At 63.7% G+C, this 17405-nt stretch carries 16 protein-coding genes; 9 read left to right on the top strand and 7 right to left on the bottom strand.

The features are described 5' to 3' along the window. Positions 1-83: 83 nt before the first annotated feature. The gene (locus B4920_RS11180; protein ID WP_079434769.1) at positions 84-779 is read right to left on the bottom strand and encodes a hypothetical protein; all 696 of its coding nucleotides are present in this window, start codon (positions 777-779) and stop codon (positions 84-86) included. Positions 780-1046: 267 nt separating this feature from the next. After that, positions 1047-1961 carry a LysR family transcriptional regulator gene (locus B4920_RS11185; protein ID WP_079434770.1) on the bottom strand — a complete coding sequence of 305 codons (915 nt, stop codon included), beginning with the start codon at positions 1959-1961 and terminating at the stop codon, positions 1047-1049. A 107-nt stretch (positions 1962-2068) separates the two neighbouring features. Between B4920_RS11185 and B4920_RS11190 the strand changes: the two genes are divergently transcribed. Next, positions 2069-2743, top strand: coding sequence for a carbonic anhydrase family protein (locus B4920_RS11190; protein WP_079434771.1), 675 nt, complete (start codon positions 2069-2071; stop codon positions 2741-2743). A gap of 174 nt (positions 2744-2917) precedes the next feature. On the opposite strand, the gene B4920_RS11195 is transcribed toward B4920_RS11190, so the two are convergent. From B4920_RS11195 to B4920_RS11205, 4 genes are all read right to left on the bottom strand, one after another. Continuing rightward, positions 2918-3283: a GNAT family N-acetyltransferase gene (locus B4920_RS11195; RefSeq protein WP_079434772.1), complete on the bottom strand. Its 366-nt coding sequence runs from the start codon at positions 3281-3283 to the stop codon at positions 2918-2920. 21 nt (positions 3284-3304) lie between these two features. Then, entirely contained in the window at positions 3305-3469 is a 165-nt protein-coding gene (locus B4920_RS29490; RefSeq protein WP_161493288.1) for a hypothetical protein, read from the bottom strand. Between the two features lie 30 nt (positions 3470-3499). Next, the gene (locus tag B4920_RS11200; RefSeq protein ID WP_079434773.1) at positions 3500-5572 is read right to left on the bottom strand and encodes a TonB-dependent receptor; all 2073 of its coding nucleotides are present in this window, start codon (positions 5570-5572) and stop codon (positions 3500-3502) included. Positions 5573-5730: 158 nt separating this feature from the next. Beyond that, on the bottom strand, positions 5731-6906 hold the full coding sequence (locus B4920_RS11205) for a sigma-54-dependent Fis family transcriptional regulator (protein ID WP_139379495.1): 1176 nt from the start codon (positions 6904-6906) through the stop codon (positions 5731-5733). Between the two features lie 337 nt (positions 6907-7243). On the opposite strand from B4920_RS11205, the gene B4920_RS11210 reads away from it, so the two are divergent. The 6 genes from B4920_RS11210 to B4920_RS11235 all read left to right on the top strand — a co-directional run bounded on the left by B4920_RS11210 (position 7244) and on the right by B4920_RS11235 (position 14673). Next, positions 7244-9688: a TonB-dependent siderophore receptor gene (locus B4920_RS11210; protein ID WP_079434775.1), complete on the top strand. Its 2445-nt coding sequence runs from the start codon at positions 7244-7246 to the stop codon at positions 9686-9688. 12 nt (positions 9689-9700) lie between these two features. Continuing rightward, positions 9701-10804, top strand: coding sequence for an ABC transporter substrate-binding protein (locus B4920_RS11215; protein WP_079434776.1), 1104 nt, complete (start codon positions 9701-9703; stop codon positions 10802-10804). Continuing rightward, the gene (locus B4920_RS11220) at positions 10801-12087 is read left to right on the top strand and encodes an MFS transporter (protein WP_079434777.1); all 1287 of its coding nucleotides are present in this window, start codon (positions 10801-10803) and stop codon (positions 12085-12087) included. Before B4920_RS11215 ends, B4920_RS11220 begins: the two co-directional genes overlap by 4 nt. Before the next feature lie 35 nt (positions 12088-12122). Further along, positions 12123-12806, top strand: a complete 684-nt coding sequence (locus tag B4920_RS11225) for a class II aldolase/adducin family protein (RefSeq protein ID WP_079434778.1) — start codon at positions 12123-12125, stop codon at positions 12804-12806. A 69-nt stretch (positions 12807-12875) separates the two neighbouring features. After that, positions 12876-14045, top strand: a complete 1170-nt coding sequence (locus B4920_RS11230) for an LLM class flavin-dependent oxidoreductase (protein ID WP_079434779.1) — start codon at positions 12876-12878, stop codon at positions 14043-14045. Positions 14046-14082: 37 nt separating this feature from the next. Further along, positions 14083-14673: a malonic semialdehyde reductase gene (locus tag B4920_RS11235; protein ID WP_079434780.1), complete on the top strand. Its 591-nt coding sequence runs from the start codon at positions 14083-14085 to the stop codon at positions 14671-14673. Here the strand turns inward: B4920_RS11235 and B4920_RS11240 are convergent, their stop codons facing one another. Continuing rightward, the gene (locus B4920_RS11240; protein WP_079434781.1) at positions 14674-15471 is read right to left on the bottom strand and encodes a TIGR01458 family HAD-type hydrolase; all 798 of its coding nucleotides are present in this window, start codon (positions 15469-15471) and stop codon (positions 14674-14676) included. It abuts the gene before it with no gap. Between the two features lie 185 nt (positions 15472-15656). Here B4920_RS11240 and B4920_RS11245 point away from each other — a divergent pair, with 185 nt between their 5' ends. Both B4920_RS11245 and B4920_RS11250 read left to right on the top strand, forming a co-directional pair. Beyond that, a complete protein-coding gene (locus tag B4920_RS11245) occupies positions 15657-16286 on the top strand; it encodes a TetR/AcrR family transcriptional regulator (protein WP_079434782.1) in 630 nt (209 codons plus the stop codon). Next, the gene (locus B4920_RS11250) at positions 16283-17401 is read left to right on the top strand and encodes a methyltransferase (protein ID WP_079434783.1); all 1119 of its coding nucleotides are present in this window, start codon (positions 16283-16285) and stop codon (positions 17399-17401) included. The genes B4920_RS11245 and B4920_RS11250 overlap by 4 nt, the downstream gene beginning before the upstream one ends. Positions 17402-17405 lie beyond the last annotated feature (4 nt).

The following is a 17405-nucleotide window of genomic DNA, read 5'->3' on the forward strand; positions in this document are numbered from 1 at the left end:
TGAACTCAATGCGGGGCGAGTGGCCGGAAGCTGCCACGCTTTATCCTTAGCAAACGTGCAGCGTGCCAACCGACGGCGTGGGTTCAGAACAATCGAGCGGGCGTGTAGCGGATGCCGAAGGAGAGCCAATGGCTTTTGCCGGGCCCGGCCAACTGCTGTCCGGCGGTGGCATCGAGCTGGAAGAGATCGGGGATCACGGAATGGCGGACGCCCAGCTGCCCATAAGTCATGCCGTTGCTGTCGCCGTAGGTCTCCGCAATGCCGAGCAGTCCGGCGCGCAAGCTGAATTCCCCGCCAATCCCCCACGATGTGCTGTTGCGTCCTGACGCCCTGTCCTTCAGCCAGCCCAGATTGGCGTGGACGATGAGCCGGTCGTCATGCAGGGAAATGGAAACCGGGACATAGGCGTAGGTATTGCCCAGCAGGTTCGGGCCAGGATTGATCTCCGGATGGCGGATGGTGCCCGCCGCCAGGCCCCAGCCCCAGTCATTGCTCTCCAGCGGGCGGAACAAGGTCTTGGCCTGGAAGACATAATCCCGCGTCGCCGCTTCCCCGTCGTATCGGGCCCGTCCGCCGCCAAAGGTGAATTCCAGATTCCCGGTCGGGTTGCAGGCCGGCAGCGCCCACACTTCCCGGCTGTCCGGATACATGCGCATCCAGCTCTCGAACTGGCAACTCCAGCCGGTCGTCAAGCGCGCGTCATCGGTTACAAACGGACGGGCGGCGAAAACCCAGGAGGGAAAGATCAGGGCCGCACAGGCCAGGGCACCGGATTTCATCCCGCTAATTTATCGGGTGGACATGCCGCCCATATTTCACACCCCGCGCCTCCGCAGCAATCATGTGGCAGGCCCACAGGTCGTTCTCCTGATGGGGCCGGCGCCTGCCGGCGGAAGACCTCCCACGCATCCCCGCAGGCCATCGCCAGCAGCGCATGCAACTGCTGCTGGCGCGCCGACAACCGGTCGAACAAGGCCAGGCGCCCCACGTCGTCGGCCAGCCGATACCAGGCATTGCCGGGTGCCGGAAAATGGAGTTCTTGCCGCCTACGAGCCCGACTCGCGCCGCTCACTCCATTCCAGCGCTGTTTGTTCGAGATGTTCGAGAAACACCGCCGCAACCGGAGAGAGCCTTTTGCCGCGTGGATAAAGCGTGAACCACCGGGACTGGAGTGGAAAACCGGCCACATCCAGAATGGTCAGTTGATCGTCCGCGGGCCGCGCCGGAAGCGCATGGCGCGAGATCACTGCAATACCGAGGCCACCGGCAACCGCCTGCTTGATCGCCTCGTTGCTGCCCAACTCGAGCCTGACCTGCGGCACGAAGGCGGTGCGCGAGAAAAACGCGTCGCATGCCAAGCGTGTGCCCGAACCACGCTCCCGCAGGATGAAGCGCTCTGCCGAGAGGTCGGCCAGTTCCAGATGGCGCCCCTTCAGCCGGTGCCCATCGGAGGCAATCAGGACCAGCGGATTGGGCAGAAAGGCGTGCTGTTCGAGGTCGAGATTCTCGGGCGGCATCGACATGATGTAGAGATCGTCACGGTTCTCGCGCAGGCGCGCGACCACCCCGTCGCGATTCAGGATCTCGAGGGCAATCTCGATGTTCGGGTGTTCCGTACAAAAGTTGCCCAGCAGGCGCGGCACAAAGTACTCCGCGGTACTCACCAGCGCGACGCGCAAACGTCCCTGTTGCAGCCCCTTCATGGCATTGAGGGTCTGCTCGAAGGTGAGCCACTCGTCGAGCATCGCTCGTGCCGTCGCTGCCAGTGCCTCGCCGGCAGGGGTCAGGAACAGACGTTTGCCGATCTGCTCGTAAAGAGGCAGACCGGCGGCCTCGGCCAGCTCGCGCAATTGCATCGACACCGTTGGCTGGGTGACATGGCAGGCCTCGGCGGCCGCGGTGACACTGCCGCGCTCGGCCAGCGCCAGGAAGAGGCGCAACTGGCGAAAGGTGGCATTCATAGATATTTATCGATCAATATCATTGCAAATATCGATTATTACTTATTTTCTCCCGTCGGTAATATTGCGTCCCAGCCCAACCGCTGGAAAGCCAGATACGACTCACCATGAAAACGCACACCCTCGAAACCCAGGCCACCGTCACCCCGGCACTCGCCCTGCAACTCCTCAAGGAAGGCAACGCCCGCTTCGTCAACAACCTGCGCGCGAGCCGCGATCTGTTGCAGCAGGCCAACGAGACGCGCGATGGTCAATGGCCGTTCGCCACCATCGTCAGCTGCATTGACAGCCGTACATCGGCCGAGCTCATCTTCGACCAAGGCCTCGGGGATATCTTCTCGGTGCGTATCGCCGGCAATGTGATCAACACCGACATCCTCGGCAGCCTTGAGTTTGCCTGCAACGTAGCCGGGTCGAAACTCATCGTGGTGCTCGGACACTCCTCATGCGGCGCCATCAAGGGCGCCTGCGACCACGTGGAACTCGGGAACCTGACCGAACTGCTGTCGAAGATCCAGCCTGCCGTGTACCAGGAGAGCCAGACCCTGGAGCCGACAAAGCGCAATTCGAAGAACGCCGCGTTCGTCGAGAATGTTGCAAACCTGAACGTACGCCATTCGGTGCGCTCGATCATCAACCGCAGCTACATCCTCGAGCACATGATCGCCGCCGGCAAGATCGGCATCATTGGCGCCAAACACGACCTGGCCACTGGCGCAGTCACATTCTTCGACGACACCTGGTTGAATGATGAGGCATCCATTCAAGCGATGGTCGGGTAGGGGCATCTTTACGCTTGATCGGAATCAGACCCTTGCCGCCGCCTGCACCACCATTTCCGTGTAATCGCAGGGCGTCGGGGGGCTTGGCTCCGCCGACCACCATCGAGCCGCTGGCGATCTGCGCCGGCCGGCCGTTGAACATGCCTGGATGACGGTGACGCCCGGCGCAAGGGCCTAGCCCGCATCGGTATCCAGGCGGATAAGGGTTTCGGATTCTGCGGGATTCGATGGCAGGGCCTGGGTTTCATCGGTGGCAACGAAGCCTTGCTGGCGATAGAAGGCCCATGCCCTCGAGTTGGAGTCGGCGACCCAGGCGAAGATGCTCCGGGCGCCCTGGCTGGTCAGCCACTGGACGGCGGTATCCAGCAGCATGCGTGCAGCACCGGAACCACGGACCGACGGTGCGACCCAGAAGGCGCAGACAAAGGCCCGCTTGTGTTCCGGGCCTTCGAAGAAGGCGCCAATGGTCCCGATGGGTTCTGCGTCGGAAAACGCGAGGAACGAGGTCGAGACCTTCGAGGCGCTGTGGCCCTGCGCGATCTTCTCGAATACGTCATGGGGCTATGCGAGTACGTCTTCCAGGCGGGCACCAAAGGCATGGGGTGCATCGGTCAGGGAGGCGATGCGGAGGTGGCGGATGCGTTCGGCGTCGGTATCGGCCGTGCGGCGGACAGTCAGTGATGGCGTCATGGTGGTCGGGCACGGGTTGCGGCGATCCCGGATCATCCGTTTTGCATGCTTGCGCGTCGACCGGGTTCAGAAGCCGATGCGCAGCGACAGCCGGTAGCTGCGCGGTTCGGCGGGGTGGGTGTGGATGTCGCTGACCGGCGCGGCCTCGCCGCTCAGTTGCGAGGCGTAGTAGTAGTCGATGTCGCTGACCTTGCGGTTGAGGGCATTGAGCACGTCGAGGGACAGCCGGGTGCGCCGGTCGAGGCGGTAACTGGCGCGCAGGTTGATGAGGGTCGAGCCCTTGGAGCGCACCGAGTCGTCCTCGATCAGCGGGCGCGGCCCGAAGTAGCGCAGGCGCACGCCGCCGGACCAGGGGCCGCCGTTGTCGTAGCTGGCGCCCAGCGAGGCGACCTTCTGGACTGCGCCGGGCACGTAGGGGCCGGGCACGCTGTCGTCCACCCGCGTGTAGCGGGCGCGGGACAGGGCAAGGTCGGCATCGACGATGATCGCGGCGGTCGGTGTCCAGTAGCTGGCCCATTCGATGCCGGTGCGCTTGCTCGGGAAGCTCGGCTCGGTGGTGCCGGCGTCACCGGCAAAAACCAGCTCGGAGGCGATGTCGAGTTGCCACAGGGCAAGGGAAGTCTGCAGGCCGGGCAGGATGGCGCTCCTCATGCCCAGTTCGTAGCCCTTGGTGCGCACCAGTGGGGTGGAGCTGTCCACCGGCGTGCCATAGCCGGGGTCGCGGAAATCCGGGTTGGTCCGCGCGGTCACACCGCGGGCATCGTTGCTGTGGAAGCCGTAGCCGAGGTTGGCGTAGTACTCGGTCTTGTGCCACGGGCCGAAGACGAGGGACAGCTTGGGGCTGCCGATGCGGGCGCCCACATTGCCGGAGTTGGCCAGGGTGTTGGACGTGACGTCGAAGTTGTAGAAGTCCTGGCGCCAGCCGACGATGCTGCGGAACGTGTCCAGCCACTGGATCTGGCTTTCCGCGTAGAGGGCGAGGCTGCCTTCCTTGACGCGGCTCTCGGCGACGGTGCCCCAGCGCTGGCGGGCGGTGGTGGTGTACAGGCCGACGCGGCCGATGTCGTCGAGGCGGGATTGCAAACCCAGCGTGAAGTCGGCGCCCTTGGCCAGCCCGTTGCCGTACCAGGTCTGAGCCAGGTTGAAGCCGTACACCTGACGGCGGTCGGCCTGCTCGAACTGGTCGCCGGGCCCCGGATTGCAGCCGAGGGTGCAGAAGGTGAAGTTCGACCACAGGTTGAGGCTGTAATCCATCGCATACACGTTGCCGCGCAGCCAGCCGTCGGCATCCTGGCGCGACCACTCGCCGGACAGGCTGTAGCGGTGGGTGCGCCCGCCGTCGCTGGGATCGAGGTTGCCGTAGCGGGAGATCAGGCCGCTGTCGATGGCGCGCTGCGGCACCTGGTCGGTGGACGCCCACTTGGCGGTATAGGCCATGGCGGCCACCGACCAGCCGTTGCTGCGGCTGCCTTGGGAATAGCGCAGCAGGCCGTTGAGTTTGTCCAGGTTCTCGGGCATCGCCCAGGGGCCGTCGTTGCCGGCCCATTCCAGGGCATAGAGCAGATTGCCGCTGGCCAGCGCCGGGGAGCCGGCGAGGAGGGCGCGGCGGTAGCCATGGGACCCCACCGAGAGGTCGATGAAGTCTTCCTTCAACACGCGGGCGTAGTCGATGGCCGCCGAGCCGGCAGAGCCGAAGTCGCCCACGTCGGCGGCGTAGGGGCCCTTGCGGTAGCGCAGCGTGTCGACCAGCTCGGGAATCAGGAACTGGAGGTCGGCGTAGCCCTGGCCGTGGGTCGGCATGTTGACCGGCATGCCCATCAGGCTGGTGGCGAAGTCGGTGCCGTGGTCCAGGTTGAAGCCGCGCAGGTAGTACTGGTTGGCCTTGCCGTCGCCGCTGTGCTGGGAAACGATGAGCCCAGGCACGGTCTCGAGCACCTCGGCGGGGCGCAGCAGCGGGCGATTGCCCAATTGCCGGGCGGTTACGCTGCCTTCGGAGGCGGCTGTGGCGACGCCGACCAGGTCGTCGGCGCGGGCGCTGACTTCGACAACGTCGAGGGTCTGGATGCCCCCAGCCCCGGCGGCGACGGGGGCGAGGCAGGCGATGCTGAGCAGCAGTTTTGGGGTGTGGAGTCCGGTCATCGGCTTTCGGGGCTACGCTGTATGATGAATTTTATAAAATTCATACAAAAATCGTGCCAAAGCCCCGACCGCTGGGCCTGCAAGGGTATGAGGCGGAGTGGGGGTGGGAACGCCGGTTAGAGCGCTGACGCTAGAGGGAGCAGGTGGAAGCGGACTTGCTAGGAGGTCGGTGCAGTGTTGAGCAGGCCGATGTTCTTTAGGTGGGTCCGCAGCACGCTCCTCGATATACCGAGGATGCGTGCCGCTTGTGCCTGGTTGCGGCCCGCGTTTTCGTAGGCGATCCGGACTGTGGTTTCTATGACCGAATCCAGCAGTTGCGGTATGGGCGCACTCATCTGGTCGCGTAGGAAGTGTTCGAGCGCGGACAGGCGGATCACGTTGTCTGCAGGCTCCAAGGTGGGGACGTCAAAGGGGGCATCCCGGTCCAATTCCGGCAGATCGATGTCTTTGGCGCGGATGAACTCCCCAGTGAAGGTCAGCAGGGTGGAGTGGATCGTGTTTTCCAGTTCGCGGATATTGCCGGGCCAGCTATAGCGGCTCAGCTTGCTCAGTGCGTCCTGGGCAAGGCGTATTGGCGGCAGGCCAAGGCTGCGCACGTACTTGCACATGAAGTGGCGTGCGAGTGGAACGATGTCTCCGGAACGTTCTCGTAGCGGCGAGAGGGGGATCCGCACGACTTTGAGGCGAAAGTACAAATCCTCCCTGAAGCGTCCAGCCTTCACAGCCTGTTCCAGATCCCTGTTGGTCGCTGCGATGATGCGAACGTCCACGGGGATGGTCTTGCGCCCACCGACCCGGATCACTTCGCCCTCCTGCAGGGCTCTCAGTAGCTTGACCTGCAAGGACAGAGGAAGGTCGCCGACCTCGTCGAGGAAAAGGGTGCCGCCGTTGGCCGTTTCAAACCAGCCCGTCTTGGTGTGGGTGGCTCCGCTGAACGCCCCTTTTTCGTGACCGAATAATTCACTTTCGAACAGATTTTCAGGAAACGCGCCGCAGTTGATGGCGGCAAAAGGCTTGTTGGCACGATTGCTGAGGCCGTGGATTTGCCTGGCTACCAGTTCCTTACCCGTTCCCGTATCACCGATGACCAGCACGGATGCATCGCTTGGCGCGATGCGGCGGATCAACTCCAGCAGGGCAAGGGAGCGGGGGTCGGCATAAACGATAGCGCTGGCTTTGTCCTGGGCTGTCGTGCCGCTGTCGCCGGACTCCGGCTGGGCTGTGCGCTGGGAGGGCGACAAGGGGGCGTTGGTCGCGCTGTTGTGCATTCCAATGAAAACGCCGTTGCGGCAATCCAATTGAAATACGGGCTGGGTGCTGATTGAGGTGGCCATACGGAGTGAGCCGCGGGGAGCAGCCAAATAGGACGGTTTCCATATTAAGGCTTGTGACTACACCCATTATTTCAAATAGTTCATTAGGTTATGAGCGAATTTCGATGTGGTCAAAATTCGACAGCCTGCTGTCGAAATCTATTGCCTCCTTCCGTCGAGAATTACGCACCAAAGACAGGTTGAAGGTTCTAAGTCTTTGTTTTTTTGTAAAAGGTGTTCTTGGCACGGGGTCTGCAATGACGGTAGCCCATAAGGCCTGTCAGGTCCAGGTGATTCCGACGGTTCGACGACGACGGCCGGATTCCCCCGCGATACAACCCCACTCAAGAGCGCAGAAATGAAAAAACGACATTCAAAGGACTTCTCCAGACTGGCGATCACAGTTGCCGTGGCTGGCGTATGCGGCCCTGTTCAGTTTGTCTGGGCAGCCGATCCACCCGAGGCCGACCAGGTCAGTCTGGAGCCCGTTGTCGTGCTGGGTACGGCCCGGCGGGATCTCAAGGCGCTCGAGAGTTCTGCGCCGGTGGATGTGATCGGCCGTGAGAAGCTGCTGAGCACGGGGGCCGTTCGCCTCGACCAAGCTTTGCAGGCCCTGTCCCCTTCCTTTAATTTCCCCCAGGGGGGCTATGTCAATAATGGGGTGAAGGCCGCTACCCTGCGTGGCTTGTCCCCGGACCAGGTGCTTATCCTGGTGGACGGCAAGCGGCGTCATGCCAGCGCTGGCGTCAATACCTCTGGTTTCGGGCGTGGCGCTCAGCCTGCTGACCTGAGCACGATTCCCATCAGCGCCATCGATCACATCGAGATCCTGCGGGACGGTGCATCGGCTCAGTACGGTTCCGATGCTCTCGCCGGCGTCATCAACGTGGTGCTCCGCAAGGCTGCCAGTGGTGCAGGTATTGCCGCCCAGACCGGTGTGTATGGTGCCAACTCGGGGGAACTCAACAATGCGGTGAATGGTTGGTTTGGCACCTCGCTCGGCGACGATGGGTTTCTGACCGTCAGCTTCGACACCTACCGGGAGCGACACCCTGAAAGCGGTGTGACTGACCCCCGCCAGTGGTACTTCAATGGTGATCCCCGTGAAGCCACGGCCCGTAAGGACAAGGTCAAATGGGCCTACCTGCCGGATCGGGACAGCTACAACCTGCTGGTTAATGGCGAAACGGGCATTGGCGGCAGCGCACGGGCCTACGCGGTGCTCAGCTATTCCAACAGTGACAACGATGCGCCGGAAAACTTCATCCCGCCCAACGACCGGGGAAATGTACGTGCGCTCTATCCGGACGGTTTCCAGCCCCACGGCCTTTTCACCAAGGACGATTTCTCGCTCAGTACCGGCATCAAGTTCGGCGACGACCAACTTGGTCATTTCGATCTGAGCACCTATTACGGTACCAATACACAGAAGCTGCGTACCAGCCCATCGGTGAACGCTACCTTGGGGCTGGCGAGCCCCCGTGCGTTTGATATCTCGACCCGCGTCAATGAATTGAGGGCCTACTCTCTCGACTACACCCGCGAGTTGCCCGTCGCGGGTCTGGCGAAGCCTCTCAATTTGGCTGCGGGGGTTTCCCACCGCCGCGAGCGCTTCCACACAAAGGCGGGGGAATACGGTTCATGGGCCAATGGTGGTGTGCTTATCCTCGATGGCCCCAGCGCCGGTCAGGTGCCGTCCATCGGGTCGCGGGGCAATACCGGCCTCTATCCTCAGGACGTGGTGGACTACCAGCGTAGCGTGACGGGCGCCTACTTGAACCTGGAGGCTCAGGTCACCGAGAAACTGCAACTGGGGGCTGTCGGGCGCGTCGACGAATACTCCGACTCGGGGACGACGGTAAACGGCAAGGGTTCTGTTCGCTACGACTTCACGCCCAAGGTGGCGGTGCGCACTTCCTACAGCACCGGCTACCGGGCGCCGGCTCTTGGTCAGTCAGGCTATGCGGTCACCGGTATTCAGGCTGGCACGGGCCTTAATTTCGTTGAAACCCGTGGGCTGCCGGTAGATAACCCGGCAGCCCGGGCGCTCGGTGCCACCGATCTGCGTCCTGAGAAATCCCGCGACCTGTCCGTCGGCGTTGTCTTGCGCCCCATCGAGAATGCCTCGATCACTGTGGATGCCTATCAGATCGACATCCGCGACCGCATCACCCTGTCCGACAACCTGGGTGGTCCGACGGTCACGAGCCTGCTGACGGCCGCCGGCTATCCTCAGGTTACTGTGGCGAACTTCTTTGCCAATGGCCTGGATACGCGAACGACTGGCGTGGACGTGACGGGCCGGTATCGCTTCGAGCTACGCAATGGCGCCAAGGTGGATCTCAACGCGGCCTTTAGCGAGGCTCATACCTCGGTGACCCGCGTCAAGGCCAATCCGGCCCCGCTGGCGGCCAGCGGCTTGACCCTCTTCGGCCGGCAGGCGATTGGCTATATCGAGGATGCTGCTCCCCGCAACAAGTGGGTGTTCGGCCAGACCTACCGTCAAGGTAAGTGGCGTGTGACTGCCACCGAAACCCGATACGGGACTTATGTAGACCGGGATGCAAGCAACCCGGTCTACGACCAGACCTATTCCGCCCAGTGGATCGCCGATCTGGAGGTGGGCTATGCGCCTGCGCCCGGCTGGCAGCTGGCCGCCGGTGCCCTGAACCTCTTCAATTCTTACCCGGACAAGCAGATCCCACAGCGTCGGACCCTGGGGCAGACCGAGTACTCGCCGTTGTCTCCGGCCGGCTACGACGGGGCTTTCTACTACGTCCGCGTCGCCTATCAGTTCCAGTAAGGGAAATCCATTGTGACTGCATCCCACGCAACAGGCCGCCGCCTGCGTCTCTGGTACACCCGCTGCCCGGTGCCCACTGGCCTGGGCATCGCCATCCACTTAGGCCTTCTCGACCAGGCGTTCTTGGGCGATCCGGAAGCCGAGTTGGTGCTCTTGCAGAGCGCGGCTGATCCAGGCGTCCTACAGGCGCATTTCACCCATGCGGAGCCCAACGTGTTTCGCCAAGGGGGTAACTATCCGGCCATCTGGGCCCGTTCCAACGGTGCCGATACCCGCGTCATTGGCCTGTCCTACGTGCGCGGGCCGCAAACCGTCCTGGCCCTGCCGGAGAGCGGTATTCGCAGTGCTGCCGATCTGAAGGGCAAGCGCCTGCTGCTGCAGCGGCGGCCGCACGAGCCTATCGACTTCGTGTATGCCACGGCCCTGCGAACCTACGAGCGGGCCCTGGCGTCAGCGGGCTTGAGCCTGGACGATGTCACCCTGGTAGTGCAAGAGCAGTCGCGTGGCTTCATCGCTGACAGTCGCAGTCCCCTTGCCAGCCAGGCGGGTTGCGCCGGTACTGTTGCGCCCGCGGGGCGCTATACGGATCTGCTGTTCCCGCTGATTCGTGGGGAGGTGGATGCGATCGCGTCGGGCACCATCGGATCGCCGACGATCCAGCTGGAGTTTCTGTTTGGTCTTCGGCGGGTGTTCGATCTCTTCGATCTGCAGGACGAACTGCTGCGGGCCAACAACAGCACGCCGCTGGTGCTTGCGGTGAATGGCGATCTGGTCGAGCGGCGTCCTGATCTGGTGGAGCGCCTGCTGGTTGCCGTGCTGGAGGCTGAGGACTGGGCTGCGTCGAATCCGCTCGAGGCCTTGCGTTTGGTGGCGCGGGAACAGACGACCGCCGAGCGATTTGCCGGTGAGGCTTTTGCCTCTGACTTGCAGCGGACTCTTGCATTGGACTTCGATCCCCTCAAGGTCGCGGCTCTTCATGCCCAGCACGACTACCTGGACCAACTGGGGTTTCTGCCGCGGCGCTTCGATGTGGATGCTTGGCTGGCCCCCGAGCCCTTGGCCCGTGCCCGTCGCACCCTTCGCGAGAGGACGTTCGCCGCCAGGAGCCTGCCATGAGCGGTACGCACAGTGCCGCGCCCGACAGCACGGCCTTGAGCCGGCACCAATGGTCCACTCTGGGCATCTTCGGTTTGCTGGCTTTTGCTTGCGCGGTGGACCGCTTTATCCTCGGTGCGGTACTGACACCGCTGAAAGCTGATCTGGCCCTTACGGACCAGCATGTGGCCCGGGCCGGTATGGCCTTCACGCTGGCTTATCTGCTGATCGTGCCGATCCTGGGTTTCTTGGGCGACCATGTGAAGCGCAAACCCCTAATTCTCGGCGGCCTCGTGCTATGGAGCATCGCTTCCATCGGTGGGGGCTTCGCCACCGGCATCGTTTCATTGCTGGTTTGGCGGGCTGCCGTCGGTGGTGGCGAGGGGGCCTATCAGAGTGTGGCGCCGAGCTGGCTGGCGGATGTCTTTGCGCCCAACCAGCGGGGGCGGATCTTCGCGGTCTACTCGGGTGTCAGCATCCTCGGCTACACGGTCAGTTACGTGGTCGGCGGCTGGCTCGCGGCTCAATACGGCTGGCGTGTGGCCTTCTATATCTCGGGCCTGCCAGGTCTGCTGCTGGCGGTGGCCGTACTGCTGCTGAAGGAGCCATCCCGAGGTCAGTCGGAGGGACGGACTGAACCGCCGCCCCGACCCACTCTGCGCGAGGCCGCGGCTCTGCTGCGCGAACCGCTGTTTCTGATTTTCGTGCTCGGCAACACCATTCAACTGTATGCCCTGGGTGGTGTCAGCTTCTGGGGACCGGCGCTGTTGCACCGGGTCTATGGGCTTAGCAATCAGGAGGGTACGGCTTTCTTCGGGCTGGCCTTTGGCCTGGCCGGGGTTGCCGGCACGCTGACCGGTGGTTTTGTCGCCGGTGCTCTGCGCCGTCGTTTTGCCGGGGCCTACGCCGCGTGGTCGGCGTTGGTGGCCGCCGCTTGCGTAGCCACGGTCATCCCCGCGTTGTTGGCTGGTGATGCCAGAACGGCTGAAATCTGGTTCTTCGTGGAAATCTTCTTCTCCACCGCCGGGCTAGGAGTGTCGACGCCGTTGTTGCTCGAACTGGTGCCCCTGCAATTGCGGGCTACCGCCCAGTCGCTGGTGATCTCCATCTCCATGGTAGGCAGCACGCTGCTCCAGACCGAGGTCATGGGCTATCTGTCCGACCGTCATGGTTTAGCCACTGCAATGTTCCTGGTGCCGGCCTTCTTTACCTTTTCAGTCGGTCTGTGGCTGGTATTGGCCGTGCGTCAGCGCCGGCTGGCTGCGTTCGCTCAGCTCCCCGCCGGATCCCCCGTGCCTCGTTGAACTCTTTCATTCCCCCTTCCATTCTGGAGAAAACCATGACATCCCCCGAGACCCGCTCCACCTTCAGGGCGCTCGTCGAAACGGAACTGATTGAGGCCACCCGCATCTTCCGGGAGTCGGGCAGTTATCCCGTGTTGATCGGCAATGGCGGTTGGCGGCTGCCTGGCGAGCCGGACCGCTTCGCCATTGGCAGTCTCAACGGTCCCTTGGTCGAGAAGGCCCAGGAGGTGGTGATCCTCGATCTCAATGGGAAGGTTGTCGAGGGTCGGATCAACCCCGGCCTGTTCGAGGTCGTGCCCATCTACAGCGCTGTCTTCAAAGCTCGCCCCGATGTGCAGGCCATCGTGCACACCCATACCCCCTACCTGGCAGCCTTCTCAGTGGCTGGTCGTGCGCTGCCCAACCACCATCTCTCCCTGCCGCGCTTCGGTGTGCGTACGGAGGTGCCGCTGGCCGGCTGGAGCACCCGCTATGACGGCACCACGATTGCCGCGGCGCTGGCCGACGCACCCGATGCCCCGGCAGTGCTGCATGCCAACCACGGTGTCTTCGTGTTCGGCAAGTCGATTGCGGAGGCCGCCCGGGTGAATGTGTTCCTTGAAGAGGGCGCCCGCATCCTGTTCCTCGCCGAGCAGCTGGGTGGCAGCAAGCCGTTGCCGGCAGGTGCCTTCGAGTCCATCCAGGCTGGTATTCGCAACGCCATCGACGCCCTCGCCTGAGTCCCTGCCTTCCGTTTGATTTCATTCATTGCCCGGCCGCTGGTCGGGCTGCTCCTTGAAGGATTCCCCATGAAAGTTCTGTGGTACATCAGTCCGGTGGACGGGCGCTATCCCTGGCTTGATGCGGGCCGCTACCCGGTGGACCACCATCGACTGCGCCGCTTGGCCGATCTGCTTGACCGTGCCGGCTATTTTGGCGCCCTCGTCGGTACCTACGCCCACGATGTGTTCACGACCGTGACCTCGCTTTTCCCTTTCACGGAGAAGTTGCGCTTCCTCATTCCGGTCTATCCAGGCGTTACACCACCGGCCTTGCTCGCCCAGCAGGCACTGACATTCGACGACTACTCGGGTGGGCGGTTGCTGTTCAACCTGGTGAATGGCACCGATAACACTCTGGCACAGTACGGTGTTCATGCGCCCCACGATGAGCGCTATGAATTGAGTGCTGAATACTGGCAGCTCTTCAAGAAGCTCTATGCAGGTGAAACCGTCCGGCATAAGGGCAAGTATTTCAATCTGGCGAGTCTGGGCGACCGGGAGTTTCAGCCCACCCAGTTGCCCTTGGGGCCGGTGCAAGCACCCAATCTCCCCCTGTGGGGGGCCGGTGCATCGCCGGCGGGCCTTAAACACGCGGCGCAAGTGGTGGATACCTATCTCGCCTTTCTCCAGCGCCCGGAGAAGCTGCGTGAGCAGTTCACCGCGGCAAAGGCTGCCGCCGCCGCGGAGGGCCGCCGCTTCACTCTTGGCGTGCTGACTAGCGTTATCGTGCGCAATACCGAGGAGGAAGCGCTGGCCCACTTCCAGTGGCTGTTGCGGCAGAGCGACCCGGTACAGCTGGCAAAGCAGATCCATGTGAGTCTGGAAAACCGGGTCGGTGTGCCCGGTGGGCTTGAGCGGCTGTCCAGCGATAACCCGCAGACCCAGGCCCGTATCGAGGCTCTGCGCAGCGGCCGCCTGCCGACGCTGGACGAGCTGCGGGTCCATACCAACACCTATGCCGGTCTGGCACCATGGAACCAGTTCGACCTCCTCGACAAGGGGCCGGGCACCTATATTGTCGGCAACCCGCGTCAGGTGGCCGAACGGCTGTTCGAGCTGCGGGATGATTTTGGGGTCGATGCCTTCATTCTATCGGGCTGGCCCTTGATCGAAGAGGCTCAGTGGGTGAAGGATTTGCTGCTGCCCTTGTTGCCGCTGGAACACCCAGCGCCCGTTCTCGCTCGTCCTCGCGCGTAAGTGCCGGATACCGCAGTTACCAGCAGGAGAAACAGACATGGGTATCCGTCTCGACGACGAGGCTCTCAACCAACTCTTCCGTGATGCACGGACCTTCAACGGGTTCCGTCCCGACCCCGTCCCGGATGAGACTGTTCGGCAGTTATATGAGCTCGTGAAATGGGGGCCGACCGCTTTCAACGCGCAGCCTGCACGTTACGTCTTCGTGCGTTCGGATCAGGCGAAGGCGAAGCTTGTCGAGACTCTTTATGGCAGCAACCGTGAGAAGACGCTATCGGCACCCTTGAACGTGATCGTTGCCTACGATTTGCGGTTCTTTGAGCATCTGCCCCGGCTGAGTGCTTCGTCGAACGCCAGGGCCCTATTCGAGGGGGCACCGCATATCGTGGAGCCGACGGCGCTGCGCAACGGCTCGCTGCAGGGCGCTTACCTGATCCTGGCTGCACGGGCGCTGGGGCTCGGAGTCGGTGTGATCAGTGGTTTTGACGCGGATAAACTGGACCGTGCATTCTTCCCTGATGGCCGTTACAAGGCCAATTTCATCGCTAATCTGGGCCACGGTGATCCGGCATCGGTCCGGGAGCGGGCCGAGCGCTTTGCCTTCGACGAGGTTGCGCAGATTCTCTGATCAGCGCTGCGCGGGGCCCCTCTGCCCCCAGCCGCCGAGCAGTCGTGCCACCGCAGCGGCGAAGTCGTCCACGATGGCGGCCGGACGATGGGCGGGATGGTGTTCGTCGCCCGGGCGGAACTTGCCGGTGCGTACCAGGATGCCGGGAATGCCGACGGCCTGGGCGCCGCCGATGTCGTCGGCCAGGTCGTCGCCGATCAGCACCGCATCGGCGGGGGCGATGCCCAGCTCGTCGAGCGCGCCGCGGAAGAAGGGCTCGGCGGGCTTGCCGATCACTTCGGCCTGGCGGCCGCTGCTGTATTCCAGTCCGGCGACGAAGGCGCCCATGTCGAGGGTGAGGCCGTCCCGGGCCATGAAGTAGCGGTTGCGGGCCATCACGATGAAGGGCAGGCCCTGCATCAGCAGGCGGAAGACGGTGTTCAGCGCGTCGTATTCGAAGTGCGGGCCGGCGTCGCCGATCACCACCGCGTCGGGTTCGGCATGGCTGGGGCCGATCTCGCTGGCGATGTCGGGATGGACCAGATAGTAGGGATGCAGGCCGCGCTGCTCCACCAGCCGGCGGGTGGCCAGCACTGCGGTCTGGATCTCGTCGGCGGCGATGTCGAAGCCCATCGCCTGCAGGCTGGCGACGATGCGAGCCCGCGGGCTGCGTGTGGTGTTGGTGAGGAAGCGCAGCGGCAGGCCTCTGGTGCGCAGGGCCTGGAGGGCCTGTACTGCGCCGGGCACGGGCTGGTCGTCGATGTGCAGTACGCCCGCCAGGTCGATCAGCACGGCGCGCGGGGTGGTGGGCAGGGGCATGGCGGTTCCTGGCAGGGCGGAAGGTCTTGCAGTCAGGCTAGCACTGCGCGTAAAGGCCCGCCAAGCCGTGCCAGGTGCTGTAGGAGGGCGATCAATCAAGTCCCCGATCTTGATTGACGAAAGCCGGCCGGGGTTGCTGGGGGGCGGTGATAACCTGAATGGCATCTGAGTTACGGATGCCTGTCATGAGTGAAGTTGCTGCTGTCTCCGATGGGGGGCCGGTTCGCGCCCGCCTGTTGCACGCGGCCCTCGACTGCTTTCTGGCCGACGATTACCACCGGGTTACGACGCGGATGATCGCTGAGCGGGCGGGGGCCAACGTGTCGATGATCCGCTATTACTTCGGCAGTAAGGAGGGGCTCTACGAGGAGATGATCCGCGACACCATGGCGCCCTTGCTCGACGCGCTGGATGGCCCTTTGCTGGCGTCGGTGGGCGGGCTGGCGGATTACCTCGGGCTGTATTACCGGACGATGACCGGGCGGCCCGAGTTTCCCAAGCTGATCCTCAAGGTGCTGGCCCTCAACCAGGGGCCGGGCCGGCGTTTCATCCAGCAGTTGCTGGAGCGCGGGCGCACCGGTGGGGCACGCAGCCTGTCCCGCCTGAAGGCGGATGGCAAGATCGAGGCCGGGGTGGATCCGGACATCATGCGCCTGGCCTTCGTCAGCCTGGCGATGACGCCGATGCTGTTGAAGGACATTTTCGAGGAGCAGATGGGGCGACCGATGGAGGCCGCGTTTCTCGAGCGGCTGGCGGATTTCAATGGTCGCCTGTTTGAGGTGGCGCTGGCGCCTTCCGGGGAGTCGCAGGCATGAGCGCAAGTTTGCAAAGGCACGGCGCCGGTGTGCGCGTGTTCGGGAAGGCGATGGCTTTCGGCGTGTGGCTGACCGGTTTGCCGGCTCGTCTGGTCCCACCGCCCGTCCGGCTGATCCAGATGGGCTCGGCGTTCTGGCAGTCACGGGCCTTGTATGTGGCAGCACGGCTCGACATGGCCGGCGTGCTGGGGGAGGGGATGCTGGAGGCGTCGCAGATCGCCCGGCAGGTGGGGGCGGACGCCGATGCGATCGGGCGTCTGCTGCGCATGTTGGTGTCGGCCGGCGTGTTTGACGTGGATGCGGAAGGACGCTTCCGCAACAACCGCGTCTCGGCTTGCCTGAGGGGAGATCACCCGCAGAGTGTGCGGGCGATGGTGCTGATGCACAACGCGGCGCCCATGTGCCGGCCGTGGTTCGAACAGTTGGAGGGTGGGGTGCGGGAGGGCACGGCGCCCTTCCGGCGGGTCCATGGCGAGGACTTGTTCGCGTATCTGGACCGGGATCCGGCCTTCGACCGTCTGTTCTCGGAGGCGATGGATTGTGTGGAGGCCTTGAGCGGCGACGCGTTCGCCACCGATTTCGATTGGCGGCGCTTCGGGCGGATCATCGATGTCGGCGGTTCCCGCGGTGCCAAGTCGCTGGCGATCCTGCGGCGTCATCCGGGCTTGAGTGCGCTGGTGGTGGATAGAGCGCAGGTGATTGCCGAGGCGCAGCGCCATTGGGCGGCGCATCCGGTGCCCGACTGCGACCGGCTGAGCTTTGCGGAGGGGGATCTGTTTGGCACCCTGCCTGTGGCAGAGGGCGAGACGGACATCTATTTCCTGTCGGCGCTGCTGCATTGCTTCGACGACGCGGCCTGCGTGACCGGCCTGCGCTACCTGGGCCGGGTCTGTGGCAAAGCCCGGATCGCCGTGCTGGAAATGGTGCTGCCCGAGTCCGGGGTCGATGCTGCCGGTTCGGCGTTCGACCTGCAGATGTTCATGGCCGGAGGCGGCCGTGAGCGGCGTCTGTCCGACTGGCGGCGGGTGGTCGGACAGAGTGGCCTGGTGCTCGAGGAAGTGGTCGGCTTGCGTTCTTTTGCGAAGATCCTGGTCTTGCGCAGCGCGTCTGCCTGAGCGG

The organism is Zoogloea sp. LCSB751 (assembly GCF_002028455.1).
In the GTDB taxonomy this organism is placed as follows: Bacteria; Pseudomonadota; Gammaproteobacteria; order Burkholderiales; family Rhodocyclaceae; genus Zoogloea.

Bases quoted from the DNA above. Each gene is read 5' to 3' on its own strand.
- B4920_RS29490 (WP_161493288.1), bottom strand. From the start codon at position 3,469: ATGATCCGGGATCGCCGCAACCCGTGCCCGACCACCATGACGCCATCA.
- B4920_RS11230 (WP_079434779.1), top strand. From the start codon at position 12,876: ATGAAAGTTCTGTGGTACATCAGTCCGGTGGACGGGCGCTATCCCTGG.
- B4920_RS11190 (WP_079434771.1), top strand. From the start codon at position 2,069: ATGAAAACGCACACCCTCGAAACCCAGGCCACCGTCACCCCGGCACTC.
- B4920_RS11220 (WP_079434777.1), top strand. From the start codon at position 10,801: ATGAGCGGTACGCACAGTGCCGCGCCCGACAGCACGGCCTTGAGCCGG.
- B4920_RS11180 (WP_079434769.1), bottom strand. From the start codon at position 779: ATGAAATCCGGTGCCCTGGCCTGTGCGGCCCTGATCTTTCCCTCCTGG.
- B4920_RS11205 (WP_139379495.1), bottom strand. From the start codon at position 6,906: ATGGCCACCTCAATCAGCACCCAGCCCGTATTTCAATTGGATTGCCGC.
- B4920_RS11210 (WP_079434775.1), top strand. From the start codon at position 7,244: ATGAAAAAACGACATTCAAAGGACTTCTCCAGACTGGCGATCACAGTT.
- B4920_RS11185 (WP_079434770.1), bottom strand. From the start codon at position 1,961: ATGAATGCCACCTTTCGCCAGTTGCGCCTCTTCCTGGCGCTGGCCGAG.
- B4920_RS11200 (WP_079434773.1), bottom strand. From the start codon at position 5,572: ATGACCGGACTCCACACCCCAAAACTGCTGCTCAGCATCGCCTGCCTC.
- B4920_RS11225 (WP_079434778.1), top strand. From the start codon at position 12,123: ATGACATCCCCCGAGACCCGCTCCACCTTCAGGGCGCTCGTCGAAACG.
- B4920_RS11245 (WP_079434782.1), top strand. From the start codon at position 15,657: ATGAGTGAAGTTGCTGCTGTCTCCGATGGGGGGCCGGTTCGCGCCCGC.
- B4920_RS11250 (WP_079434783.1), top strand. From the start codon at position 16,283: ATGAGCGCAAGTTTGCAAAGGCACGGCGCCGGTGTGCGCGTGTTCGGG.
- B4920_RS11235 (WP_079434780.1), top strand. From the start codon at position 14,083: ATGGGTATCCGTCTCGACGACGAGGCTCTCAACCAACTCTTCCGTGAT.
- B4920_RS11240 (WP_079434781.1), bottom strand. From the start codon at position 15,471: ATGCCCCTGCCCACCACCCCGCGCGCCGTGCTGATCGACCTGGCGGGC.